Here is a 25,440-nt window from a genome sequence, read left to right as displayed (position 1 = left end):
CTATAGTGCAACGCCGGCGCATGAACTGCACCGGCGTTATTCTGCTTAACTTATTCGGCTTTTAGTTGTCGAAACCGACTTTGTCGACCAGTTCGCTTGCCTGCTTACGATGGCTGACGATTTCAGACAGCGGAACGCTGTCGATCTTCAGCGCACCGAACGATTCCACGATCGGATCAAGCGGCGCACCCGGCTTTACCGGATATTCGAAATTTGCCTTGGCATAGATCTGCTGAGCCTCATCGGAAACCAGATATTCAAGCAGCTTGACTGCCGCGTCCTTGTTCGGCGCGTTCTTTGCAACAGCCGCACCACTGATGTTAACCTGAGTACCCCCATCCTTGAAGGTTGGCAGCAGAACCTTGATGCCTTCGCCCCAAGCCTTCTGCTCGTCGCCGCCCTTGCCCGAACGCATCAGACCTACATAATAGGAATTGGCGACTGCTATGTCGCAGATACCCCCGACGATATCCTTAGCTCCGTCACGGTCCCCGCCAGCAGCTTTGCGCGCGAGGTTATCCTTGAGACCCTTGAGCCATTCTTCAGTCTTTTCCGCACCATAGTGCGCAATATAATCCGCGAAGAGAGCGGTGTTGTAAGGATGCTGGCCCGCACGAATGCAGACTTTGCCTTTCCACTTCGGATCAGAGAGGTCTTCATAATTGATCTTGTCGAGTTCCAGATCTTTGGCTGCATAGACAACGCGAGCGCGCATGGAGAGCGCGAACCAGTTATCCTTCGCGTCGCGAAGCTGCTCCGGAACGGCCTCTTTCAGCACCTTGGAATCGACAGGCTGGGTAAGGCCCTTGTCAACGAGATCGACCAGATTACCGGCGTCGACCGTCATAAGGATGTCAGCGGGCGAATTCGCACCTTCAGAGGCCACACGCTCTGCCAGACCATCCTTCAGGAACACCGTATTGACCGTAATTCCCGTGGACGACTTGAAAGAGTCGAGCAAGGGCTGAATGAGACCCGGTTCGCGTGTCGTGTAAATGTTCACTTCATCTGCGTGGGCGGCTCCTGCGAACAGCGTTACTGCGACGAGGGCGAGACCGGAACGCGCAAATTTGGACATTTTACCTCCAGATGGACATGGTTCATTTTGAATTATGAGCGGACTAATCAAGTTATACGGTGAGGCTCGCTGACGGTCAATTACCCATGCAACTCTAACGGCGTATATTTTCCATCACTTGGGGAAAATGAGCGCCTTATCCCAATGTGGGCATAAAAAAATATCGGTCGCAGAGGCCGGAAGCCTCAATTCTGTACGCACCCGCAACAACGGCGCAGCATCAGTCACCCGTACAACCAATTCTTCGATTTCACCGAGAAACGTTCGTGATTCAATATGTCCATGCAGCACAGCTTCGTTGGATTCAGCATCGGACAGAATCGAGAAGTCGCGCGGACGCAGATAAACAAACGCTTCGGCATTTGGTTCAAGCTGTTCAGCCAGAGCAAGCTCTCCAAAGGGAGTTGCCAGTTTACCGTCTTCAGCTTTGCCCGATATCATATTGAAGTCGCAGAAAAAATCTGCGGCATAACGGTTCGTTGGCCGGTCATGGAGTTCGCGTGCCGGACCGCTTTGAACGACCTTGCCAGAGCGCATCAACACCACACTATCCCCAGTCGACAAGGCTTCTTCTGCTTCGTGCGTTACAATAATTGCTGTCGTTCCAAGTTCCCTTAACAAAGCCACTGTCTCACGACGAACCCGGGCACGCAGACCTCTGTCGAGATTCGAAAATGGCTCGTCCATCAGCAGAAGATGTGGGTTCGGAGCAAGGGCACGGATAAGAGCAACACGCTGCTGCTCACCGCCTGACAGCATATGCGGATAGCGATCCGCCATATGGGAGAGCGACACCAGTTCGAGAAGCTCGGTTGCTCGTGCGTTCGCTTCGTCGCGGGGTATTCTTCGCAAGCCGAACAGGATATTTTCTTTGACCGTCAGATGCGGAAACAAGGCGTAGTCCTGAAAGACCACACCAACGTTCCGTTTTTCCGGCTCAATAAAGATAGATGGTCCGACAAGTGTCTTGCCCCCCATCGTGAGTGTTCCACTATCTGGAGCATCAATGCCGGCGATGATGCGCAACAGGGAAGTCTTGCCACAGCCCGAATGACCAACCAGACAAATGATCTCACCCGCATGAACATCAAGAGACACGTCATCAAGCGCACGCACTGCGCCAAACTGGCGACTGACACCGGACAGCGTCAGCGCCGGACCGGAATGACCGGAGACCTGTCGTTCATCATGCGGGTTGCGTGCGTCCATAAGCAAGATCGCGTGTCCAGATTGCAGTTCAGGCGGATATAGAGACACATTCTCCAGAAAGCTACCAAAACAGGATAGAATATCTCAGGAATATCGTAATTGAGTATTTTTAGAATGGGTTATCTGGTTGATCGTGAACAAAAAGCGGGCCATGCTCACCATGCTTCCACATACCCAAATCACCCAATCGCATTGCAGGAGAATACCGAAATGGGGCCGGTCACGGATAAGGTGGCGACAGCTGAAAGCTTGCCGCAGGAAACCAAAATTGCCATCATTGGCGGCGGCATTATTGGTGTTTCTACAGCCCTCTTCCTGGCCGAACGCGGTATTCCCGTCGCTCTTCTTGAAAAGGGAGAGATTGCTGGCGAACAGTCCAGCCGTAACTGGGGCTGGTGCCGCCGCACAGGCCGTGACAGCCGCGAAATGCCGCTCATCGTCGAGAGCATGCGGCTATGGGGTGGTATGAACGAACGTACAGGTCGTGAAACGGGCTTTCGCGTTACCGGGATTGCCTATACGGCTGAAAAAGAAGAGCAAATGGCTCTTTATGCCGAATGGATAAAAATCGCCAGCGAACACGGCATCGAAACACAACTTCTCAATACTGAGCAAGCTGCAGCACTTGCACCGGGCGTCAATCGACATCTCGCAGGCGGCATGATTACGCCACTCGACGGTCGCGCGGAGCCGCAAAAGGCCGTTCCGGCATTTGCAGCAAAAGCACAAGAGAATGGTGCTGTCATCCTGCAAAATTGTGCGGTGCGCGGTATCGAGACGACCAATGGTCGGGTGACGGCTGTCCTCACCGAAAAAGGCCGCCTGCGCTGTGAAGCGGTGGTCATCGCGGGCGGGGCTTGGTCCAGACTTATCATTTCCGCTTTTGATGCCCATCTGCCGCAATTGAAAGTTCGTTCATCCGTATTCCGTACAGCGCCTATTGATGCCGGTGTGGAGCCTGCGATTGCATTTTCAGATTTTGCACTGCGCAAAAGGCTGGACGGAGGTTATACGGTCGCAAGCCTTGGAGGCTCCATCGCCGATATCGTGCCTGACAGCTTTCGGTTCTTCCGCGATTTTATACCATCGCTTTCGACCGAGTGGCGGTCGTTGCGATTCCGGTTTGGCGAACGTTTCTTCGAGGAAGCATTCCAGTGGAAACTTCGTCCCGCCGATCAGGTCTCCATCTTCGAGAAAATCCGCACGCTCGACCCCGCCCCACGCAAGGCAGCAAATGCTCAGGTCCTTGCGAAACTGAAGCAGGCAATTCCTTCTTTCGCGTCGGCCACAATAGCGCAGGAATGGGCAGGCCTCATTGACACAATGCCGGACGTCATTCCGGTCATTTCACCCCTTCCAGGCGTGGAAGGGGCGATCGTAGCGACAGGCTTTTCAGGGCATGGCTTCGGTATCGGCCCAGGCGCAGGTAAGCTTGTGGCCGATATGGTCACGGGAGAAACGCCGGTTGTCGATCCTTCAGCGTTTCATATATCGCGCTTTTCAGATGGCTCCAAAATCCGCATCGAGAACTGGGGATAGATCTTCGCTCCAGACTATTCGATCACACCGCAGGCAAACCGTGCTCCGCCGCCGCCAAGTGGCTTGGGCTCGTCGGAATAATTGTCGCCACCAACATGAACCATCAAAGCTCTGCCTTTGATTTCATCCAGTGACTTGAGACGCGGTGCCATAACGCTTTGCGTTATGTTGCCCTCGGCATCTGTTTTGAGCAAAGGCAAATCACCAAGATGTCCTTCGCCTTCCGGCCCCATGTGATGCTTGGAATGTGAGGGGTCGTAGTGCCCACCGGCGGCTTGCGCCGGAACAGTTTTTCCATCTTGTTCGCCGGGTGCGCAGCTTCCTTTCTCATGGACATGAAAACCGTGCTCACCCGCGGGAAGGCCACGCAAATCGGGTTTGAATTGTAATCCGTCCGCAGTCTGCGAGATCGTGACGGTGCCGATTTCCTTCCCCTGCCCCGTCGGCAGAGCTTCGTAGAGTTTGACACTCACATCCGCCGCAGCGGCTGGAACTGTCAGAAGCATCATTGCTGAAGCAATCAATAACGGCTGCATCATTTCCTCCTGATCGCGATAATTCGTGATGAGAGGACAACGCACACCGTCAGAAATTGTTCGAAAATAAATCTTCCGTGTGAGGACCGCGTGACAAACGCCTGACACGCGGTCCAGCCGGATTATACCGTTACGAACTGAGCCATCATGCCCACATCTTCATGTTCCAGCACATGGCAATGGAACATGAACGGGTGGCTCTTTGCTCCCTCACGGTCAAAATGGACAAGTATTTCGGCCTTGCCATCGATCAAAGCAGTATCCTTCCATCCCGACTGGTGCGCTGGCGGAGCCTTGCCATTCAGGGAAAGAATGCGGAATGAGGCTCCATGGATATGGAACGGGTGTGGCATCTCCTTGGTTGTGAGATCCCAAATCTCCCAGGATCCAAGTTTAGCCTCGACATCAATACGATCCATGTCGAACGGTTTACCCGCGATTGCCATTTCCACACCCGAAGTCAGAGCTTCAAGCGCAGGCCCCGCATCGGCAGAAGTTCTGGCACCGTGCATATCATGATCCATGGCGCTGGACATCGAGCTCATATCCATATTGCCCATATTATGCCCGGCATGAGGATCAGCTGACGGCTTTGCCATCATCAGTTTCATATTTTCCGCCATGCGCTCATCGAAGAAAAATGAACGGCGTTTTACAGATAGTTTTTCATCGGCTGCATCAGGACCATCAAGACGATCTGGAACTGCCGTGATTTTCCCTCGCAAGGTGCTGTCCACGACAAACCGCATCAAGTGCAGATCGTCACCGCCGCTGTCATCCCCATAGGTCAACAAATCAGCGGCTTCACCTTTGGAGAAATCAACCAGAACCTCGTAGCGCTCGCCGGGGCTGATGGTCAGCCTTTCGACCGCTTCTGGCTTTCCAATGAAGCCGCCATCAGATGCTATGACAAGCAAAGGCCGATTGTCGCTCAGACGAATATGAAAATTTCGCGCATTGGCACCGTTCAGGATACGCAGGCGGACAATGGAGGCGGGAACACGTGCTTCCGGTGAAACGACACCATTCACGATAAGCTTGTCACCTCGGAAACCATGCATCAAGTCCATGATATCCGGTTGATAGACCTTATCACCTTCGATCACCCGGCGATCCTGAAGCACCAGCGGAATATCGTCCACTCCGTAATCTTCTGGTAGTCCGCGCTCAGCATCCTTGCCGTCAGTAACCACCATCAAACCGGCAATACCCATATGCGCCTGGCGGGCGGTGTTGCCATGCAAATGTGGATGAAACCAGTTGAACGAGGCCGGCTGGTTAACCGTAACTTTCGGCTTCCATTCTGCGCCCGCCGCAATCAGATTGTGTGGCCCGCCGTCGAGTGCGGACGGAACGAAAAGCCCATGCCAATGAAGTGTAGTCTCTTCATCCATGCCATTTTCAACGGAAAGAGTGACCGTTTCGCCGTTCTTCAGACGAACGAGGGGGCCGAGATAGGCACCATTGATGCCAGCGGATGCCGCTTCGCTTCCTTCTTCAAAGCTGTGCCGGCCTGTCTGCACTTTCAGTTCAACAACGCCCGATGCGTCCGGTTCGATCAACGGCGGTAAAGGCAAAGGCCGTCCAGCCGTGGCGGTCGCTGAGGAAGCAGCGCCGTGGCCCATGTGCGCGTCCTGGGCAATGCTGTCAAAAGGGCGAATAGCGGTTAGAAAAGCGGCCCCTGCCCCAAGAGACAGCAGGCGACGACGTGTAATTCCAGTCATGGTTATTCTCCAGACAATAATCTCATGGCCGCCAAAGGTTTGGCGGCGATTTTCAGATCAAGCCGGAAGCAGTATGGGAGGCCGCAAATCTCTATTCGGCATTTTGCCGCTAAGTGCCGCGACAAGCGGCGGCAAACCAAAATCCAGAACAGGAGTAAAGGCACGCAAATTCGTGCCAAGCTGAACGACGCAGCCACAAATCATCATGACACAAGCATTGGGTGCTTTAGCGCCGTGATCCATTGGGGCAGATTTATCCATGCTCGACGGCATCGACGAATTGTCCACGTGATGCGGCAGGCTCACACTGCAATCAGAAACTGTCTGCACAGATGGCATGTCATGCGCCATTGCGTAACAGAGTTGCACTGAGAGAAGAAACACGAACGAAAGCATTGTCACGAGCACGCGGGAGGGCGAACACAAGACCGCATGGCCTCGTGCTGTATTCCTGAAACCGATATCGTACTGTGCTCGATACATCTTTGCTTCCAAACGGACGACATTGGAAATCTAGTCGTCCGTTACGGCAATTAAAAGACCTGAAGGAGCACTGACGGGAATTTTACCCACTTTCGCTTTTCTTTCCAAAATCGCCTATTCGAAATCATAAAGTTGCTCAAAAGCCGTTTTTTGCTTGCGATTCCATACCCTGCGGTTTTAAAGAAGCCGTATCTCGGGCTCCTCCCCCAAATTTAGACGGCCCGTAAATATTGGATCTGAAACAATGACTGTCGCTGTAGCGGTTGCCCCGCAGAAAAATTCCGCGCGCCGAGTTCTGGCCGCGAGCATGATCGGCACCACGATCGAATTCTTTGACTTCTATATTTATGCCACCGCTGCGGTGATCGTATTCCCGCATCTGTTCTTCCCTGCGAGCGACGGCAATTCCGCGCTTCTCCAGTCTCTAGCAACCTTTGCGATTGCCTTCTTCGCCCGCCCTATCGGTGGTGCTCTGTTTGGTCACTTTGGCGATAAGGTTGGACGCAAAGCGACGCTCGTTGCAGCGCTCATGACCATGGGCATTTCCACCGTCGCCATCGGCTTCCTGCCAACCTATGATTCGATTGGCGTCTGGGCAGCCCTTTTGCTCGCTCTCTGCCGTCTGGGCCAGGGACTTGGTCTTGGCGGTGAATGGGGTGGTGCAGTGCTGCTCGCAACAGAAAACGCACCCGAAGGCAAGCGCACCTGGTACGGCATGTTCCCGCAGCTTGGCGCGCCAGTTGGCTTCATTCTGGCGACGGGCATCTTCCTAGTTCTGGCAGAAGCTCTAACTGAAGAACAGTTTTTCGCTTTCGGCTGGCGCATTCCTTTCATCGCCAGTGCACTTCTGGTCGGTGTAGGCCTGTTCATCCGACTGAAAATCGCTGAAACGCCAGAATTCCAGAAAGCAATCGACAAGGCTGAACGCGTCGAAGTACCGGTCGCAGCTCTGTTCAAAAAGCACAAGATGAGCCTGTTGCTCGGCACGATCGGTGCGGTTGCAACCTTCGTCCTGTTCTATCTGATGACAGTCTTCTCATTGGGTTGGGGCACGCGCGCCCTTGGTTACAGCCGCGAAGAATTTCTTATTCTTCAGATGATTGGCGTAATCTTCTTCGGCCTCATGATCCCGGTAGCGGCCCTGCTGTCAGACCGCTTCGGCATGCGTCCGGTCATGATCATCGTCACCGTTCTGATCGGCCTCTACGGCTTCATCATGGCGCCTTTGTTCATGGCTGGTACGGCCGGCGTACTCGCATTCCTCGTCATCGGCTTCGGCCTGATGGGTCTGACCTACGGTCCGATTGGCGCTGCTCTGGCCGAACCATTCCCAACCTCGGTTCGTTACACCGGTGCTTCGCTGACTTTTAATCTGGCAGGCATTCTGGGTGCTTCAGTAGCGCCTTACATCGCAACCTGGCTCGCAACACATTATAGCTTCGACTATGTCGGCTATTACATGTCTGCCGCAGCTGTGATCTCGCTGATCGGTTTTGCCTTTATCTCGTTCAAGCGCGGCGAATAACGAACTTCCGAAACGAAAAAGCCCACGTGGAGCGATCCACGTGGGCTTTTCTTTTTAGGGAGCTTGCAGCTTTTATTCTGTGTCAGCAGCTTCCAGCGCAATAGCCACTGACTGGATAATCGACGCAAAACGCACGGCTGTCTGGATCGTTTCCGACGTCACATTGGCTTTGCGCAAAACATCCTCATGCGCATCGATGCACATGCCGCAGCCATTGATAGCAGATACGGCCAGCGACCAGAGTTCGAAGTCAATCTTATCGACACCCGGATTACCGATCACATTCATGCGCAGCTTCGCTGGCATGGTGCGGTAGTCCTTGTTGGTCGCAAGATGCACGAAGCGGTAATAGACATTGTTCATGCCCATGATCGACGCAGCAGATTTTGCCGCCTGAATGACGGAGGCATCGACCTTGGCAGCGGCTTCGGCAACAAGCGCCTTGCGCACGTCGGCATTACGAGAAGCAATGCCGCAGGCGACGAACAGACCGTATTTCTGTTGCGGTGTCAGAGTTTCGTCGCTTGCCATCGACGAAAGATTGAGACGAACGTCCTTGGCGAAATCCGGGATCTTTGACTTCAGATCATCAATGGACATGGAACCCTCTTTATCTGTCATTTGGATACTAGAGCATGTCTCCCGAAAGTGGGAACCGGTTTTGGGGTAAAGACATGCCGAAAACAAAGAGATAGAGCGGTTCCAACGATTCCGTTTTAACCGGAACCGCTCTAGATAAAAGAAAGGCGGGCCTTGACCCGCCTTTCTGCAAACCAATCAGGGCCTATCAGGCAGCCTTGAGCGTCTCGCCACCGACTTCACGGTTGCATGGGCAGAGCTCATCGGTCTGCAGCGCATCGAGAACGCGCAGCGTATCCTTGGGAGCGCGACCAACGTTGAGGTTGGTTGCGTAAACGTGCTGGATCGTGTTGTCCGGATCGATAACGAAGGTGTAGCGGTACGCAACACCATCTGGCGAACGAACACCGAGGCCATCGACCAGCGAACCATTGGTGTCGGCAAACGACCAGATCGGCAGCTTGTCGAGATCCTTGTGATCGCGACGCCATGCGAGCTTCACGAACTCATTGTCGGTCGAACCGCCCAGGACGACTGCGTCACGGTCTTCGAAATCCGATGCAAGACGCGCAAATTCGGCGATTTCGGTCGGGCAAACAAAGGTGAAATCCTTCGGGTAGAAGAAGATAACCTTCCACTTGTCCGCAAAGCTTGCTTCGGTGATTTCTTCAAATGCCGAAACGCCGTTTTCTTCGTGATGGTTGAAACCGGGCTTTACGCCGGTGACCTTGAAGGAGGGAAGCTTATCGCCGATACCGAGCATTTTATACCTGCCTGTAAATTCAATTGTTATGCGGAAATTTCTGAACTTACAGAATTTTCCGACTACGAGTCATATATAGGGATTCTTGTTAAATCGGTCAAAGCGATTATAACGATCAAATCCATCGATTTTAACGATGGAGCAAAGTCGAAAGAATCAATGCTCAATATCAGCGTCCGCCAGCTCCATTACTTTATGGCCCTTGTCAAAGCGGGGTCCTTTTCGCGTGCAGCTGAGGTCGTGGGTGTTACCCAATCGACATTGAGTGCTGCTATTCAGGCGCTTGAAACAGAACTTGGCGTAACGTTGATCGATCGCTCGGGCAGACGAATGCAGCTTTTGCCCGCTGGTGAGGATTTTCTGGCACGCGCTCGTACGATTATAGCCCTCATTGAAGAATTGCCTGAACACGCGCGACAAGCTGAACGACCGCTGACGACCAGACTACGAATGGGCGTCATTCCGTCGATAGCGCCTTTTCTGCTACCTAAAGTCCTGCCTGCGACCGCTAAAGCCTTTCCCGAATTGCAATTGACCATTCGTGAAGGTCTCACTCGGTCGTTGCTCGACAGCTTGCGTTCAGGTTCGCTCGATGTAGCACTGGTCGCCCATCCCTACGACCTTGATGAATTTGAGATAGCAGAGCTTGGTCGGGACATCTTCTATCTGGCAGTACGGCGCGATCATGCGCTGGCCAATCGCGAACAGGTCGATGCAGACGACTTGCAGGACCAGCCGTTTCTTCTACTGGAAACCGGGCATTGCCTTCGGGAACACGTCATGGCTGCCATAGGGTCCACACCGGCCCAAGCAAGCGGTGACGTTCATGCCACATCTATCATGACATTGGTGCAACTTGTCGACTTCGGGATGGGTGTTACGCTGCTGCCTGAAGTGGCGGTCAAAGCCGGAGCCACGCGCGGAACGGAGCTGAGCATCGTTCCTTATGAAGGCAAGCACAATTATCGGTCACTGGTTCTCGTCTGGCGCTCCAACGCCGCCCGCCGCAACGAGTTTCAGCTCTTCGCTGACCATCTTCGCGGCAAGTGCATGAAGCCGGCCTAGAGAATTCCCCAGGCGCGAAACCGTCCGCGCCCGGTGACTTCTCTGAGATTGAGTTCCGAGATCAGCTTCAAAGCCCCTTGCTGCGTAACCTGCAATTCCTTCTCCACCATCTGGCTGGAAATAACGGGACTGCGCAAAACCATATCCATCAGTTGCGGCAATCGCGAATTGGACCTGCGCCCCTTGAGCTTACGCTGCATCTGTTCGCGCGCCAGCAGCAGCCGGTCATGCTCCTTCATGGTCGTATCGGCTGCATCTTCGATACTTTCAAAAAACGCCCTGAGACGGACAAGACGGTTAGGTGAGCGCCGTTCATCCGGTCGTTTCGCGCGGAGACCAAGACTGATTGCTGGCAAATGACCGATTGCAAGGCCACTCTGACGCAAGAAGGCGGCTGTCAGCAACCGACCAATCCATGACGATCGCTGCACGACTTCCAGAGAAAACCACGCGTCGTGGATCAATGCGGCGCGCATAAGGGGCGGCAGATGCCTTGTCGCTGCAAGACAGTCCCGCCATTCCTGCAAACGCGCATCCTCATCCCAGTCGTCGTCGTAGAGTAACGTATCGCGCACGACGGCTTCCGGCTTCGACCTGTCTGAGACAGTTCCCTTCAAAAGAGCATCAGTTCGCGCAAGCAAGTTGTCGATGTCATCAAGCATCGGATCAACATCATCGTCGTCCATTGCCCCGGATGGCTCAATTCCAGAGGGCACGGTATCGACCGTGCGGCCAAGCAATTGCTGAACACCAGCAGGGTCAAGAGCCCAATCTGCAGGTCTTCCAGCAATCTGCCGACGCATGCGCAAAACCGCATGTGCGATGGTCAGGGCGTGACTAGGCATCCGGCTGTCCATCAAGGCATCATGCAAGACCAAGTCTTCCATATGTACCAGTTCGCCTTCAAGCCACATCGAAGCGACGGCATCGTGCATATGCATTCGCTCGAGCATCCCTTCGCGAATGGGCGAGCGCAAAAGTCGTTCATCGAGCCGCACCAGAGCCGCCGTAGCTTTGCTCACGGGTACGAAAAATTCTCCGAACGGCAAATCATCGATCTTGTAGGCCATGCCCCGCATATCGCAGCCGATTGCGAACAAAGGCAAACAAAATTACCGCCTTATCCGAGAACTTCCGCAACTTTGACAGTCCGGCCTTCCCTTACCGAACGAAGTGCTGCCTCAGCCAGAGCCAAAGCTTGCAATCCATCTTCTGCTGAAGGATGCGGCGCTTTGCCGGTGTCCAGCGTATCGATAAACGAGGCGATTTCCGCTGCATAAGCAGTCGTGTAGCGGGTCATGAAAAAATCGTGCAATGGCGGACGGTTATAACCGTCTTTAGAAGCGATTTCTATCGAGATCGGACGCTGGTTTTCCGCCGAAACAGCACCGAGCGATCCATGGACTTCAATGCGCTGATCATAGCCATAGGAAGCGCGGCGCGAATTGGAAATGACGCACTGGCGACCGGAAGCAGTCGTCAAAATGACGCTTGCACTATCATAATCGCCAAGTTCTCCAATTTTCGGATCGACCAGCACCGAAGCCGAGGCCGATACGTTCTCGATTTCCTCACCGAGGAGAAAACGCGCCATGTCGAAATCATGGATCGTCATGTCGCGGAAAATACCGCCGGATACTTTGATATATTCTGCCGGCGGTGCACCCGGATCACGGCTGGTGATCGTCACCATTTCAACATTGCCGATGCGCCCATCTTTGATGGCTTTGTGCACCGCTGCAAAATGCGGATCGAAACGGCGATTGAAACCCAGCATCACTTTCGCGCCAGTTTCTCGAATGACATTGAGGCAGGCTCTAACGCGCGCTATGTCAAGATCAATCGGCTTCTCACAAAAAACAGCCTTGCCGACGCGAGAAAACCGTTCAATAAGATCGGCGTGGGTATTGGTCGGCGTGCATATCAGCACTGCGTCCACATCGTCTGATTGCTCAATAGCGTCGATACTGCGGACTTCCGCACCGGCAGAATCAGCAATTGCTCGCGCCGCCGCCTCATTTGCGTCTGCGACCGCGACCAATCGGGCCCGCTTGTCCGCAGCGATTGCGCCTGCGTGAACCTTGCCGATACGGCCCGCGCCGAGCAGTGCCAGACGTGTCACCATTGCCTCATCCTCCCAGGAAACGGCCATCTTCGGGTAAACGAAGATATACTATAGAATATTTATTCTATTTTGCTAGAATGTGACATAAAGATTGTCAAGAGACCATATGAAAGGCCACTGATGGATTCCCCCGCCCCGTCATCAATCAACGTTCCGACGAATATCAAGGAATTCGAGGCGAAGCTGCTAGAGGTTTCCGACCGTTTGCCGAAGAGGCTGAAACAGTGCGCCGATTTCGTTGCCGCCAACCAGGACCGTATCGCTGTGTCGACCGTCGCCGAGATGGCTGAAGGTGCGGGTGTGCAGAGCTCAGCCTTCATGCGTTTCTGCCAGATCATGGGTTTCTCCGGCTTTTCGGAGATGCAGAAGCTGTTCCGGGATTCCTATGCAGGCGGCTGGCCTGACTATTCAACCAGATTGCAACATTTGCGAGAAACGGCGACCGGCAGCGCCCCTGCCCTTCTTGCCGAGTTTGCCGAAGCAGGGCGCACGTCTCTTGAAGGGCTGCTCAAAACCATTGATCCAGATGCACTCGAAAAGGCCGTTCAGCTTTTGGCCAGCGCGCAGACAATCCACATTGTCGGCATCCGCCGTGCTTTTCCCGTCGCGAGCTACCTGGCTTACGCGCTGGAGAAGATGCAAGTGCCTGCCATGCTGCACAGCGCTGTCGGCAAACTGGAGAACCTGCATGCTATTCGCGAAGGTGATGTGCTTCTGGCGATTACCTTCTCCCCCTATTCACCGGAAACGGTCGCAATGGCCGAAACTGTCGCTGCGCGTGGTATCGACGTCGTCGGCATCACTGACACGTTTGTCAGCCCGATGAGTAAATCCGCCAAACAGACATTGCTCGTTTCAGAGGTGGATTTCGGCGCCTTCCGTTCACTCTCCGCAACGCTTTGTCTTGCTATAGCGCTCGCTGTAGCCGTAGGCACCGCACGTCAAAGCGACTGATCCTTCCCGTGCATATTCCATTTTTTAGTTGAAATGGAATAATAAATCCATTTTAATCAAAAATGGAATAACTGCTATGTGTGCATGAATTCTGCACAGCCTTGCAGCAATAAGAAAATAGCGAGGGAGGATTGTAGTGAAGCGGCTCGACTTGATAACGATTGGCCGATCTTCGGTTGACCTGTATGGTGCACAGGTTGGCGGCCTTCTGGAAGACATGGCCTCCTTCAACAAATATGTAGGTGGCTCTCCTACCAATATCGCAACCGGGACTGCACGGCTGGGCCTTAAATCCGCACTTATCACCCGTGTTGGTGACGAGCACATGGGCCGTTTTCTGTTACGTGAGCTGGAACGCGAAGGCGTGGACACACGCGGTATCGTCACCGATCCCGAACGCCTGACCGCGCTCGTTATTCTCGGCATTCGCGATCAGCAGCATTTTCCACTGATATTCTATCGCGAGAATTGTGCCGACATGGCATTGTGCGAGGACGACATCGATCCGGTCTTCATCGCCGAAGCTGGCTGTATTCTGGTTACGGGCACACATCTATCACATCCGAAGACAGAAGCGGCTGTTCTGAAAGCACTCCGTCTTGCTCGCGACAATGGCAGCCGGACGGCCCTCGACATAGACTATCGCCCCAATCTCTGGGGGCTTTCCGGTCATGGCGACGGTGAAAACCGTTTTATCGAATCCGCAGATGTTACGACCAAACTGCAATCGACCCTGCATCTGTTCGACCTGATCGTCGGCACGGAAGAAGAGTTTCATATTGCTGGCGGCTCGACAGACACGCTTCAAGCGCTGAAAGCCGTGCGCGCAGTAACGGACGCTGCACTGGTTTGCAAACGCGGCCCCATGGGAGCCGTGGTTTTCGAAGGCCCAATCCCTAACAGCCTCGACGAGGGACAGAGCGGCGAAGGGTTCCCGATTGACGTTTTCAACGTGCTTGGTGCGGGCGACGGGTTCATGTCCGGGCTTTTGCGCGGTTGGTTGAAGGGCGAAGACTGGCCTACCAGCCTCAAATTAGCCAATGCCTGTGGGGCCTTTGCAGTCTCGCGACATGGATGCACGCCAGCTTATCCGAGCTGGGAAGAGCTTCAGTATTTTTTCCGTACCGGCATTCGCAACAAGGCTTTGCGCAAGGATGCCGCGCTGGAGCAGATACATTGGTCCACCAATCGCAACGGCCACTGGCCAAATATGCGCGTTTTTGCCTTTGATCATCGTATTCAACTGGAAGAAATGGCCGCCGAGGCGAGCGTTTCAACGGAAAAGATTGGCGAGTTCAAACAGCTTTGCCTGAATGCGGCCTTGCAGGTGGCAAACGGGGATGAGGGTTACGGCATATTGTGTGATGGTCGACTGGGCCGCGATGCTCTTTACCGGGCCGCCGGTTCGGGCTTGTGGATCGGACGTCCGACCGAATGGCCCGGCTCGCGTCCACTCAAGCTGGAACCGGAACTCGGACCAGACTGCGGTGGACTGGTCGAGTGGCCTGTCGAGAATGTCGTGAAGTTGCTATGCTTCTATCATCCGGATGACACAGCTGAATTCAAGGCAGAACAGGAAGAAACTGTTTCACGTCTTTTCGCAGCCGCACGGCGCAACCGATTGGAATTCCTGCTGGAAGTCATCCCATCCAAAGCAGGTCCCGTCGATGACGACACAACTGCGCGTGTGATCGAGCGGTTTTATGAAATCGGCGTCTATCCCGACTGGTGGAAGCTAGAACCCATGAAGACCAGAGCGGCCTGGGCCAATGCCTGTGACGCGATCACGCGCAATGATGCACACACACGCGGTATTGTTGTTCTGGGTCTGGATGCACCAGCGGAAGAACTCAAAGCCAGTCTTGCAATTGCTGCCGAATTCGACCTCGTCAAAGGCTTTGCAGTGGGACGTACGATTTTTGGTGACGCGGCACGCAAATGGCTGAACGGTTCGATCAGCGACGAAGAAGCAATCGCCGACATGGTGATGCGCTATCGTGGCCTTTGCAACGTCTGGGACAGCGTGCGTACATATTGAATTCGTTCTGCCGGGAGGAAACTGGAGGAGCTATGAAAACCGTTCGATTAACCGCCGCACAGGCATTGGTGCGCTACCTCGCCAATCAGATGACGCCGGATGGTGAGACCTTTATCGCAGGTGTTTGGGCTATTTTCGGCCACGGAAACGTGGCCGGACTTGGCGAGGCCCTCCATGGCATTCGCGAAGAACTGCCTACATGGCGCGGCCATAATGAACAGACCATGGCCCATGCAGCCATTGCCTATACCAAGCAGCTTGGCCGCAAGCGTGCCTGTGCTGTCACCTCCTCCATCGGCCCCGGCGCAACAAATATGGTCACTGCAGCAGCCCTTGCCCATGTGAACCGCCTACCAGTTCTCCTCATTCCCGGCGACGTCTTTGCCAATCGTGGACCTGATCCCGTGCTGCAACAGATCGAAGACTTCAATGACGGCACTATGACCGTGAATGACTGTTTTCGTCCGGTCAGCCGCTATTTCGACAGGATCACCCGACCTGAACAGCTTCTCACTGCCCTGCCCCGCGCCTTCCGCACCATGACCGATCCTGCTGATTGTGGGCCGGTTACGCTTGCTTTCTGTCAGGATGTGCAAACGGAAGCATATCACTGGCCGGAAGAGTTCTTTGAACCGAAAGTCTGGCACTGGCGCCGTCCACCGCCGGATGAGAATGAACTGAATGCTGCAGCGGCAGCAATCAAGGCAGCGCTGAAACCCGTTATCGTTGCAGGCGGCGGAGTGCACTACTCCGGCGCTCACGAAGCGTTGCGCGATTTTGCCGAAGCACATGGCATTCCAGTCATCGAGACGCAGGCTGGCAAATCGGCGTTACCGTGGGATCACCCGCTCAATTTTGGTCCGGTTGGCGTGACTGGGGCAGACAGCGCCAATGCTATCGCGGCGGAAGCCGATCTTGTGATTGGCGTCGGCACACGCTTTCAGGACTTCACGACCGGATCATGGGCGCTGTTCAAACATCCAGGGCGCAAGCTTGTCTCGCTAAACGTCCAACCCTATGACAGCTCCAAGCACGGTTCGCTTCCATTGGTTGCCGATGCAAAGATTGGTCTTGAAGCGCTCTCGCAAGCGGTTGGCAGCTATAAGCGCCAACCTGCAGACACAGCGTTGAAAGAAAAATGGTTTGCGGCGGCAGATGGGTTTACCGCTGCCCCCAGTGACGGCAACGCTTTGCCAACCGATATGCAGGTGATCGGCGCGGTACAGCGTCAGGCACGAGAGAACACGGTCGTCATGTGCGCGGCAGGCACCATGCCGGGCGAACTGCACCAACTCTGGAAAGCCGGTCGCCCCATGTCCTACCATATGGAGTATGGCTTCTCCTGTATGGGTTATGAGATAGCTGGCGGCCTTGGTATCAAGATGGCCGAACCGGATCGAGACGTCATCGTGATGGTCGGTGACGGCTCTTACATGATGGCCAATTCCGAACTCGCCACTGCCGTCATGATGGGGCAGAAGATTACGGTCGTTATTACCGACAATCGTGGTTTCGGTTGCATCAACCGGCTGCAGATGGCGACTGGTGGCGCTGAGTTCAACAACCTGCTCGACCATTCGAGCCACGTGAACCCGTCGCACATCGATTTCGCCGCCCATGCCGGAGCTATGGGTGCCGATACGAAGAAAGCAGGGTCGATCCGCGAGCTGGAAGAGGCTTTGGCGGAAACCCGCAACAGCCCGCGCACCACTGTCGTCATTATCGATACCGATCCTTACCCGACCCCTGAAACTGGCGGTTGGTGGTGGGATGTCGCGGTGCCGGAAGTCTCGGAGCGCGAACAGGTACGTGCTGCGCGTAAAGATTATGAAGCCAAGCTCAAAGAAAGAAACTGACCGATGATCCTCTATGGCACCAATCCTATTGCCTGGTCGAACGACGATGATCGCAACCTCGGTGCGCATATCACCCTGGATCAATGTCTCGATGAAACAGCCGAGATCGGCTTCGATGGAATCGAGAAAGGTCACAAATTTCCGCAGGAGCCGGCTGCACTCAAAGCCGTGCTTGAACCTCGCAAGCTTCGCTATGTATCGGGCTGGCATTCGCTCAATCTACTGGTCAATTCGGTCGAAGAAGAAAAGAAGGCAATGCAGCCTGCGCTCGACCTCCTGAAAGCAATGGGCTCGAAGGTCATCATTGTTTGCGAAACGTCGAATGCCATTCACGGCGACAACGACAAGCCGCTGTCTGAGCGTCCAGTGCTGGAAGAAGCGCGCTGGGAAGAATTCGGCACGGGCGTCGAAGCACTGGCACAACATGCCGCCGCCCAAGGTATCGCGCTTGTCTACCATCATCACATGGGAACGGTGGTGCAGAGTGAGGATGAGATAGACCTTCTGATGCAGCATACAGGACCGCACACGAAACTTCTTCTCGATACCGGTCACTGCCTGTTTGGTGGTGGCGACCCGGAGCGGGTTGCGAAAAAGCATATGGACCGCGTCGGGCATATCCACGCCAAGAACGTTCGCCCGGCCATAGCCACTGAAGTACGCAACCAGAGCCTGTCGTTTCTGGAGGGGGTCCGTCGCGGCGTCTTCACTGTTCCGGGCGATGTAGATGGCGGCGTCGACTTCGTACCTGTACTGAAAGTTGCTGCTGATAAAACCTATCAAGGCTGGCTGGTGATCGAGGCAGAACAGGACCCCGATATTCGTAATCCGTATCAGTATCAGTCACTTGGGCTAAAATCGCTAAAATCATTCGCACGCGAAGCAGGACTCGACAAAGGAGACTGAGACATGGCCAATTTGTTACGCAAGCCCAACGGCAAGCATGGCAAGGTCCACGACATCACTCCGAAAAGCGCCAAATGGGGTTATGTCGGGTTCGGGCTCTATCGTCTCAAATCCGGCGAGAGTGTCTCCGAAAAGACCGGATCGACGGAGGTGATCCTTGTTCTTGTGGAAGGCAAGGCAAAGATTTCCGCTTCTGGCGAGGATTTCGGCGAGATGGGCCAGCGCATAAACGTGTTCGAGAAACTGCCGCCACACTGCCTCTATGTGCCTGCTGAAAGCGACTGGCATGCAACCGCCACGACAGATTGTGTTCTGGCTGTTTGCACCGCACCGGGCAAGCCAGGTCGCAAGGCACAGAAGCTTGGGCCGGAAAGCCTGACACTTGAACAACGCGGAAAAGGTGCCAATACCCGCTTTATCCATAATATCGCAATGGAAAGCCGCGATGTTGCCGATAGCCTTCTTGTTACCGAGGTATTCACACCGCAGGGAAACTGGTCGTCCTATCCACCCCACAGACACGACGAAGACAATTTCCCGCATATGACCTATCTGGAAGAGACCTATTATCACCGTCTCAACCCGGCGCAGGGCTTCGGCTTCCAGCGTGTTTTCACCGAAGACGGAAGCCTTGATGAAACCATGGCGGTCTCTGACGGAGACGTCGTGCTTGTACCAAAAGGCCACCATCCATGTGGCGCGCCCTATGGCTACGAGATGTATTATCTCAATGTGATGGCCGGTCCCTTGCGCAAATGGCGCTTCAAGAACCATCCCGACCATGACTGGATTTTCAAACGCGACAATCCGTAAACAGAAAAGCCCCGGATCCGGGGCTTTTCAATAAGCTGTCGTTCGTCGCTATCGGCCGGCTGGCAGCGCATTGTTCGCCCGCGATGCATCGATGCTCAGGGGGCCAGGTCCGGCAATAAACAGATAAAGAAAAATGAAGCAGAACAGGATTGCAGCAACACCGCCATTCTGGCCTGGGAAAAAGCTTTGGGATGCATGAGCGATGAAATAGGCGCATGCCATCAGGCCCGAGAGAATGAAGGCAGAAAACCGGCTGAAAAGACCGATTAGCAGCGTGAAGCCCAAAACAAGCTCAAGGACACCCGCGGTCCACGACAATGAGAACATTGCTGGCGAACGGCCTGAAGGAAAGCCAAGTATCTTCTCCGTACCATAACTGAAGAGTACAAGAGCTGCCACGATACGTAAAATACTGAGCATGATCGGTTGATATGCAGCTGTCCATCCGTTTGCCGACATAGGCTTCCTTCCTTCAAATGAAACACTATGCCAGCATATTATTGCGGCCTGCATTAGTTAAATAAAACACATTCACGAGTACGTTATCAGGGCCTCTCAGCTAAACCGAAACAAACAGTTTAGGAAATTAGGCGTTCTTTGTTTCTGTCCTCTCCTTGCTTATCTCGGGCTTAAACGCGCGATTTTTCTCAGATCTTCCACCGCTCCGGGTGCAGCCACGAAGACCTTGTTGCCTTTGGTGAGCTGTTCTCCGTCTACCGGAAAAGGATGCACATAACCTCCCGCCTCACGCACGAGACAGAAGCCTGCCATGCAATCCCAGGCATGCATATAAGGCTCATAATATCCGACCAGCCTGCCAGCCGCGACATAAGCGATCATCAGTGCGCCTGAACCATTACGGAGAAAGGTTCCGCCCGCCTCAAGCAGGTCTTCTACGATTTTTGCAACAACCTGTGGTGTTACGTAGTTGTTGGCGCCGATACCCGTCACCGAATTACGGATCGTGCGGCTCGGATCGAGAACCAGCTTCTTTCCATCAAGTGTTGCACCCAAGCCTTTTGCCGAAGCATAGAGTTCGTCGAAGCACGGCGCCTGGATTACGCCGATGACGGGCTCGCCGTCTTTCAGAACGGCAATGGAAACACACCAGTTCGGCATACCGTTGACGAAAGGACTGGTGCCATCAATAGGATCCACAACCCATGTGTAACCCGAAGTGCCTTCATTCAACCCGTATTCCTCTCCCAGAAAACCATCCTGAGAAAACGCTTCCGACACACGGGCACGGATAAGCTGTTCAACGTCCCTGTCGGCAATCGACACCACATCCTGCGGATCGCGCTTGGTTTCGATAACCAGTGTTTCACGCTGCTTGAAATAGTCGAGGGCCTTGGCGCCCGCCTCGCGCGCGATCTTTTCGGCAAGCGCCAGCCGCGCTTCTAGTTCCTGTCGGGGATGGGAAGTCATGATGATTTTCCGATGAGAGATAAAGAAAGGCGCGACGTTTTTGCGCCTATTGATTGATAATGGCAAGTCCGCGCGTTTTGAACTCGATCGATACATCGGTTTGCGGCGGCAGAGCCTCCTCGACCGCCGGATCGACAATGAAAAGCTTGCCGTGCTCGGTCTCGATTTCATACTCGATATGATCGCCAAGATAGGCCGAATGGGCAACCCTTCCGGGGAATCCGCCGCCAGCCTTTGGCTGCAAGGTCACCGCGTTGGGCCGGATAGCAAGTTGCGCCGGACCTGGTCGAGCGTTGCGCGCGGTAACCCGGTGGGTCAGGCTGCCCACACGAATGACAGCTTCGCCCCCATCTGCCGTCATCACCTCACACGGCACAACATTCGCCTCTCCCATGAAATCCGCGATAAAGGCTGAGGCCGGTGTTTCATAGAGATCACGAGGGCTTCCCTTCTGTGCGATATTGCCCTCCTTCATGACGATGATCGTATCGGAGACAGCGAGCGCCTCGTCCTGGTCGTGCGTGACATAGACGGCGGTAAACCCGAGCCGCTGCTGAAGCTCGCGAATTTCGGTGCGCACACGGCGGCGCAGGCGAGCGTCGAGGTTCGAAAGCGGCTCGTCCAGAAGCAGAACCTGCGGTTCAAGCACAAGCGCGCGCGCTACGGCCACGCGCTGTTGCTGGCCACCCGACAGTTCTGCCGGAAGGCGATGCCCCATTCCTGCAAGACCGACGAGCTTCAGCCCCTCTTCCGCACGTTCGCGCGCTTCCGCTTTTTTCAAACCTGAAGATTCCAAGCCGTAGGCCACGTTGTCGAGCGAGTTCATATGCGGAAAGAGTGCATAGGACTGGAAGACCATGGACACATCCCGCTCATTGGCTGGCAGATTGGTCACATCCTTGCCACCGATCAGAATGCGACCCGAAGTCGGATGTTCAAGCCCAGCCAGCAGCCGCAATGTCGTCGTCTTGCCGCAACCGGATGGTCCAAGGAGCGTCACCAGAGTTCCCGGCTCGACGGTCAGGGACAGATCGGGCAAGGCGGTAAAATTACCGAATTTCTTGGTGACATTTTCAAATGTAACGGAGCCGGGACGGATCGCAGTCATGCGGTTTTCTCCTGACGAACGGTTTTGACGGGGGGGACAGCCGCAACGCGGTTCTCGCGCCTGAGTTTGCGTTCACCCACGAGGAGCTGGAAGCCTGTAATGACCACGATCATCACGACAATCAGCATCGATGAATAAGCGATAGCCACGCCGAATTCACCGTTTTCGACCAGCCCGACAATGTAGGATGTCGCCATGTTGTATTGCGCCGAAACGAGGAAAATAACCGCGCTGATGGACGTGATGGCACGCACGAAGGAATAGACCAATGCAGCTGTGATTGCGGGACGCAGCAGTGGCAGAATGACTTTGCGGATCGTGCGGAAGCTGTTTGCCCGCAACGTCAGCGAGGCTTCGTCGAGGCTCTTGTCGAGTTGGCTCATTGCTGCGATGCCGCCACGCACACCCACTGGCATGTTGCGGAAGACGAAACATGCAATCAGGATCAGCGCCGTGCCAGTCATTTCAAGCGGTGGCAGATTGAAAGCCATGATGTAGCTGACGCCGATGACGGTGCCGGGAATTGCGAAGCTCAGCATCAAGGCGAATTCGAAGGCGTTCCGTCCAACAAAGCGCTGGCGAACGATCAGATAGGCCGTCAGCAACCCGACAGCAGCAGTCAGCGGAGCCGAGATTAGCGAGATTTCCATCGTCGTCCAGAATGAATTCCATGCCACACCGGTCCACGCAATGCCACTCTCTGTCCAATTGAGGGAAAACGCCCGCGCGTAGTGCTCGACTGTCAATGTATTGTCGAGCCCCCACTGACGCACGAAGCCGCCAATAAGGATCATCGCGTAAACAACGACAGTGAAAATCATCCAAGGAATGACAAGGGCATAAACGCCGATCTTTAGGCCGCGTGGCAGCCCGGCATGCATACCGGAATCGCCTTTGCCGGTCACAGTTGCGAAGTTCTTGCCTGAGAGCCAGACGCGCTGGATAAGAAACGCAGTCAATGTAAAGCAGAGCAGCACGATTGCGAGAACTGCCGCGCGCGATGGATCGTTCTGCGCACCAACCACGGCAAAGAAGATTTCAGTCGAAAGCACGCCATTGCTGCCTCCGAGCACCATAGGATTGCCGAAATCCGCCATGCTTTCGATGAAAGCAATGAGAAACGCATTGGCAAGCCCCGGTGCCATCAGCGGCAGAGAAACCCTGCGAAACGTACGCCAGCGATCAGCGCGCAGAGTTTGAGATGCTTCTTCCATCGACGGTGACACACCCTCGACAACACCGATAAGTACGAGGAAGGAAATCGGGGTGAAAGACAGGACCTGCGCGATCCATATGCCGGTGAGGCCATAAAGCCACCGTCCCGGCTCCACCCCGAATATATTGGAAATCTGTTCCGTCACCACGCCTGCGCGGCCAAAAAGCAGCGTCAATGCAAGACCGACAACGAAGGGCGGCGTGATGATCGGTAATATGGTGAGAAGCCGTAAGCCTTTCTTGAAAGGGAAGCCTGTGCGGGTCGCAACCAGTGCAAAGGCAAGCCCCAGCACTGTAGAACCAGTCGCAGTCATCAGAGCCAGCCATAACGTGCGCCATGCAACGCCACATCGCCCTTCGCCGATAACGCAGGCCAGACTCCAGATTGAGGAATCCTGAATATTGCCGATAAACCCCTCAGGTTTGAAAGAACCGTCGAAATCCTGCACCGACCCTGCAAACATGCTGATAACAGGATAGAAGACGAATACAGCCACCAATGCAACCAGCAGTGTAATGGAAGAGACGACAAAAGCGTCCCCCTTCATGACGCCGCGTTCTGCGAGACCAAACGAGAAAATCAGCAGAAAGCAGAGACCTGTCAGGATTGCTCCAGCGCCGAAGGCTGGCTGGCCTTCAGAAAGTGCGCCGAACAGGTTTTCACTGATGGTCCAGTTCCAGCCGGAAAAGCCGATGGCCAAGCCTTGCAGCGTCAGGACAAGTACACCAAGAAGGCTCGCCCATATCAGAACACCGCTCCGACGTTCAACAGGCAATAGCAAGCGGGCACCGGCACAAAGCAGCATGAATACAGCAACAGCGCCAATCCAAGGCCGCCCGAAGAAGGCTATCTGCCAAAGGCCGGGCGCCGTTGCACCATCACCGAACATTCCAGCGAGCCAGCCGAAGCTCAGAAAGCCGTCTTCTATGCGATACCACGGCAACAAGACAAATGCCGCGAGTGCAAGTGCCAGAACGATATCCAGTCTGCGATTATGCTGTTTCATGGATGTCCGCGTCCCTCCAGATCGGGGATTTCCAAGGAATGGCTAGAGCATTTCCAGCAAAAGTGCGAAGCGGTTTTGCGCAGGATAATGCGTAGAAACAAGAGATGGAGCATTTCCAATGATTCAATTTAAACTGGAAATGCTCCAGGTGCGCCGGCTCCTGCATATTTCAGGAAAACCGCTGCCTTGTTCCCTCATCCGGGACAGGTGCGTCGCACAACAAGAGCGGCGCACCCGGATTTCAAGCCAATGAAAGATCAGTTGGCGTGTGCACCGATTTCCTTATCCCAGCGCTCGAGCAATTCCTTGCGCTTGGCGGGTTCGCCATAGGTCTTGAAGTCATAATCAATGAGCTTGATGTCCTCGAAGCGCGGGGATTCCTTTGGAACCTCGGCTGATTTGTTCGAAGGCAACTGGAAGGATTTCGCATCTTTCATGTGCGACTGCACTTCGGCGGTCAGCGCCCAGTCGTACCACTTCTTCGCATTTTCGAGATTCTTGGCACCCTTGATGATCGACATGGAACCGATTTCGTAGCCTGTGCCTTCACACGGTGCGACTGACTTGATCGGGAAACCTTCTGCCGTCATCGATACTGCATCATGCATGAAGACGATGCCGATGCCAGTTTCACCACGCGCAGCCGACTTGACGGGAGCCGAGCCCGACTTGGTGTACTGCGATACATTTTCGTTGAGCTTCTTCAGATAATCATAGGCTTTGTCTTCACCCATGATCTGAACAAGCGTTGCCAGTGCCGTGTAGGCGGTACCGGAAGAATTCGGATTGGCCATCTGGATTTCGCCCTTATAGGACGCATCAAGCAGATCGGCCCAGCATTTCGGCTCTTTCAGGTTCTTCTTGGCAAGAATATCGGTGTTGTAACCCCAACCGAGCGCACCGGCATAAACGCCAACCGTGCGGAAGCCGGAGCTTTCGGCCTGTTTCTTGGCCCAATCATTCAGCTGGTCGAGCATCGGGGATTTATATTCGAGCGTCAGCCCTTCGGCCGCAGCCTGAAGATGCGGATCGCCGGTACCGGCCCACCAGATATCTGTCTTCGGATTGCGCGCTTCGGCCCGCACCTTGGCATAGGTTTCACCGGAGGAAAGCCGTACCATGTTGACCTTGATGCCAGTATCCTTCTCGAACATGTTCTTCATCTGCTCACAGATGACCACGTCCGCGGAACAGATAAGATTGAGATTGCCTGCGGCCTGCGCAGAAAAAGCGAATGAAGATACACCTGCGGCCAGCGCCGCAACCAGAAATGCTGAACGCATTGTTTTCCTCCCTTTATACGGCGCCTCCACGCCGACGCTTTTGCAAGCGTGTGCACAGTGTTTGCCTTTTATGAAAGCCTGTCAATGCCTTTGTAAATTTTATTCTGAAATTATAAAAAATAATCAAATCATTCTGTTTTCAACTATCATTGCACAGCCATGCAAACTTATATCGATAAAAGAAAAAGGCGGCCTAAGCCGCCTTT

The 25,440-nt window shown here is 54.4% G+C and carries 22 protein-coding genes; 8 read left to right on the top strand and 14 right to left on the bottom strand.

From position 1 onward, the window contains the following. Window positions 1-61 precede the first annotated feature (61 nt). On the bottom strand, window positions 62-1,078 hold the full coding sequence (locus tag LJ361_RS14385) for a Fe(3+) ABC transporter substrate-binding protein (protein ID WP_010659011.1): 1,017 nt from the start codon (window positions 1,076-1,078) through the stop codon (window positions 62-64). Between the two features lie 114 nt (window positions 1,079-1,192). Further along, the gene (locus tag LJ361_RS14380) at window positions 1,193-2,287 is read right to left on the bottom strand and encodes an ABC transporter ATP-binding protein (RefSeq protein ID WP_010659012.1); all 1,095 of its coding nucleotides are present in this window, start codon (window positions 2,285-2,287) and stop codon (window positions 1,193-1,195) included. 210 nt (window positions 2,288-2,497) lie between these two features. Between LJ361_RS14380 and LJ361_RS14375 the strand changes: the two genes are divergently transcribed. After that, window positions 2,498-3,826, top strand: coding sequence for an NAD(P)/FAD-dependent oxidoreductase (locus LJ361_RS14375; RefSeq protein ID WP_010659013.1), 1,329 nt, complete (start codon window positions 2,498-2,500; stop codon window positions 3,824-3,826). 14 nt (window positions 3,827-3,840) lie between these two features. Here LJ361_RS14375 and sodC read toward each other — a convergent pair whose 3' ends face one another. From sodC to LJ361_RS14360, 3 genes are all read right to left on the bottom strand, one after another. Then, entirely contained in the window at window positions 3,841-4,362 is a 522-nt protein-coding gene (sodC, locus tag LJ361_RS14370) for a superoxide dismutase family protein (RefSeq protein ID WP_010659014.1), read from the bottom strand. Window positions 4,363-4,484: 122 nt separating this feature from the next. Further along, window positions 4,485-6,086: a multicopper oxidase CueO gene (gene cueO / locus LJ361_RS14365; RefSeq protein WP_010659015.1), complete on the bottom strand. Its 1,602-nt coding sequence runs from the start codon at window positions 6,084-6,086 to the stop codon at window positions 4,485-4,487. A gap of 57 nt (window positions 6,087-6,143) precedes the next feature. Continuing rightward, a complete protein-coding gene (locus LJ361_RS14360; protein ID WP_080574583.1) occupies window positions 6,144-6,569 on the bottom strand; it encodes a hypothetical protein in 426 nt (141 codons plus the stop codon). A 244-nt stretch (window positions 6,570-6,813) separates the two neighbouring features. Between LJ361_RS14360 and LJ361_RS14355 the strand changes: the two genes are divergently transcribed. Next, window positions 6,814-8,094, top strand: a complete 1,281-nt coding sequence (locus LJ361_RS14355; protein WP_010659016.1) for an MFS transporter — start codon at window positions 6,814-6,816, stop codon at window positions 8,092-8,094. 72 nt (window positions 8,095-8,166) lie between these two features. On the opposite strand, the gene LJ361_RS14350 is transcribed toward LJ361_RS14355, so the two are convergent. Both LJ361_RS14350 and LJ361_RS14345 read right to left on the bottom strand, forming a co-directional pair. Next, window positions 8,167-8,694, bottom strand: a complete 528-nt coding sequence (locus tag LJ361_RS14350) for a carboxymuconolactone decarboxylase family protein (protein WP_010659017.1) — start codon at window positions 8,692-8,694, stop codon at window positions 8,167-8,169. Between the two features lie 187 nt (window positions 8,695-8,881). After that, window positions 8,882-9,436: a peroxiredoxin gene (locus tag LJ361_RS14345; protein ID WP_010659018.1), complete on the bottom strand. Its 555-nt coding sequence runs from the start codon at window positions 9,434-9,436 to the stop codon at window positions 8,882-8,884. A gap of 159 nt (window positions 9,437-9,595) precedes the next feature. Between LJ361_RS14345 and LJ361_RS14340 the strand changes: the two genes are divergently transcribed. After that, on the top strand, window positions 9,596-10,501 hold the full coding sequence (locus tag LJ361_RS14340; RefSeq protein ID WP_010659019.1) for a hydrogen peroxide-inducible genes activator: 906 nt from the start codon (window positions 9,596-9,598) through the stop codon (window positions 10,499-10,501). Here LJ361_RS14340 and LJ361_RS14335 read toward each other — a convergent pair. Next, window positions 10,498-11,580: an RHE_PE00001 family protein gene (locus LJ361_RS14335; protein WP_373418744.1), complete on the bottom strand. Its 1,083-nt coding sequence runs from the start codon at window positions 11,578-11,580 to the stop codon at window positions 10,498-10,500. The genes LJ361_RS14340 and LJ361_RS14335 overlap by 4 nt on opposite strands. A 41-nt stretch (window positions 11,581-11,621) precedes the next feature. After that, window positions 11,622-12,626 carry an inositol 2-dehydrogenase gene (iolG, locus tag LJ361_RS14330; RefSeq protein ID WP_151576561.1) on the bottom strand — a complete coding sequence of 335 codons (1,005 nt, stop codon included), beginning with the start codon at window positions 12,624-12,626 and terminating at the stop codon, window positions 11,622-11,624. 120 nt (window positions 12,627-12,746) lie between these two features. On the opposite strand from iolG, the gene LJ361_RS14325 reads away from it, so the two are divergent. From LJ361_RS14325 to iolB, 5 genes are all read left to right on the top strand, one after another. Next, window positions 12,747-13,580, top strand: coding sequence for a MurR/RpiR family transcriptional regulator (locus LJ361_RS14325; protein ID WP_010659022.1), 834 nt, complete (start codon window positions 12,747-12,749; stop codon window positions 13,578-13,580). Window positions 13,581-13,716: 136 nt separating this feature from the next. Next, complete coding sequence (locus tag LJ361_RS14320) at window positions 13,717-15,618, top strand: bifunctional 5-dehydro-2-deoxygluconokinase/5-dehydro-2-deoxyphosphogluconate aldolase (protein ID WP_010659023.1); 1,902 nt, start codon at window positions 13,717-13,719, stop codon at window positions 15,616-15,618. 32 nt (window positions 15,619-15,650) lie between these two features. After that, entirely contained in the window at window positions 15,651-17,474 is a 1,824-nt protein-coding gene (iolD, locus tag LJ361_RS14315) for a 3D-(3,5/4)-trihydroxycyclohexane-1,2-dione acylhydrolase (decyclizing) (RefSeq protein ID WP_010659024.1), read from the top strand. A gap of 3 nt (window positions 17,475-17,477) precedes the next feature. Next, complete coding sequence (gene iolE / locus LJ361_RS14310) at window positions 17,478-18,380, top strand: myo-inosose-2 dehydratase (RefSeq protein WP_010659025.1); 903 nt, start codon at window positions 17,478-17,480, stop codon at window positions 18,378-18,380. Between the two features lie 3 nt (window positions 18,381-18,383). After that, window positions 18,384-19,193: a 5-deoxy-glucuronate isomerase gene (gene iolB / locus LJ361_RS14305; RefSeq protein ID WP_010659026.1), complete on the top strand. Its 810-nt coding sequence runs from the start codon at window positions 18,384-18,386 to the stop codon at window positions 19,191-19,193. A 48-nt stretch (window positions 19,194-19,241) separates the two neighbouring features. Here the strand turns inward: iolB and LJ361_RS14300 are convergent, their stop codons facing one another. From LJ361_RS14300 to LJ361_RS14280, 5 genes are all read right to left on the bottom strand, one after another. Continuing rightward, window positions 19,242-19,652 (bottom strand): DoxX family protein, encoded by a 411-nt coding sequence (locus LJ361_RS14300; protein ID WP_010659027.1) that lies wholly within the window; start codon window positions 19,650-19,652, stop codon window positions 19,242-19,244. A gap of 159 nt (window positions 19,653-19,811) precedes the next feature. After that, window positions 19,812-20,621, bottom strand: coding sequence for an inositol monophosphatase family protein (locus LJ361_RS14295; protein ID WP_010659028.1), 810 nt, complete (start codon window positions 20,619-20,621; stop codon window positions 19,812-19,814). 46 nt (window positions 20,622-20,667) lie between these two features. Beyond that, window positions 20,668-21,729, bottom strand: coding sequence for an ABC transporter ATP-binding protein (locus tag LJ361_RS14290; RefSeq protein ID WP_010659029.1), 1,062 nt, complete (start codon window positions 21,727-21,729; stop codon window positions 20,668-20,670). Beyond that, window positions 21,726-23,951 carry an ABC transporter permease gene (locus tag LJ361_RS14285; RefSeq protein WP_264811816.1) on the bottom strand — a complete coding sequence of 742 codons (2,226 nt, stop codon included), beginning with the start codon at window positions 23,949-23,951 and terminating at the stop codon, window positions 21,726-21,728. Before LJ361_RS14285 ends, LJ361_RS14290 begins: the two co-directional genes overlap by 4 nt. Before the next feature lie 257 nt (window positions 23,952-24,208). Further along, window positions 24,209-25,234 (bottom strand): ABC transporter substrate-binding protein, encoded by a 1,026-nt coding sequence (locus LJ361_RS14280; RefSeq protein ID WP_010659031.1) that lies wholly within the window; start codon window positions 25,232-25,234, stop codon window positions 24,209-24,211. Between the last annotated feature and the right edge of the window lie 206 nt (window positions 25,235-25,440).

It is taken from the genome of Brucella sp. JSBI001 (assembly GCF_026014005.1).
Lineage (GTDB): Bacteria > Pseudomonadota > Alphaproteobacteria > Rhizobiales > Rhizobiaceae > Brucella > Brucella anthropi.
The sequence above is the reverse complement of the archived record's forward strand: the minus strand, read 5'-3'. Positions and strand labels throughout refer to the sequence as shown.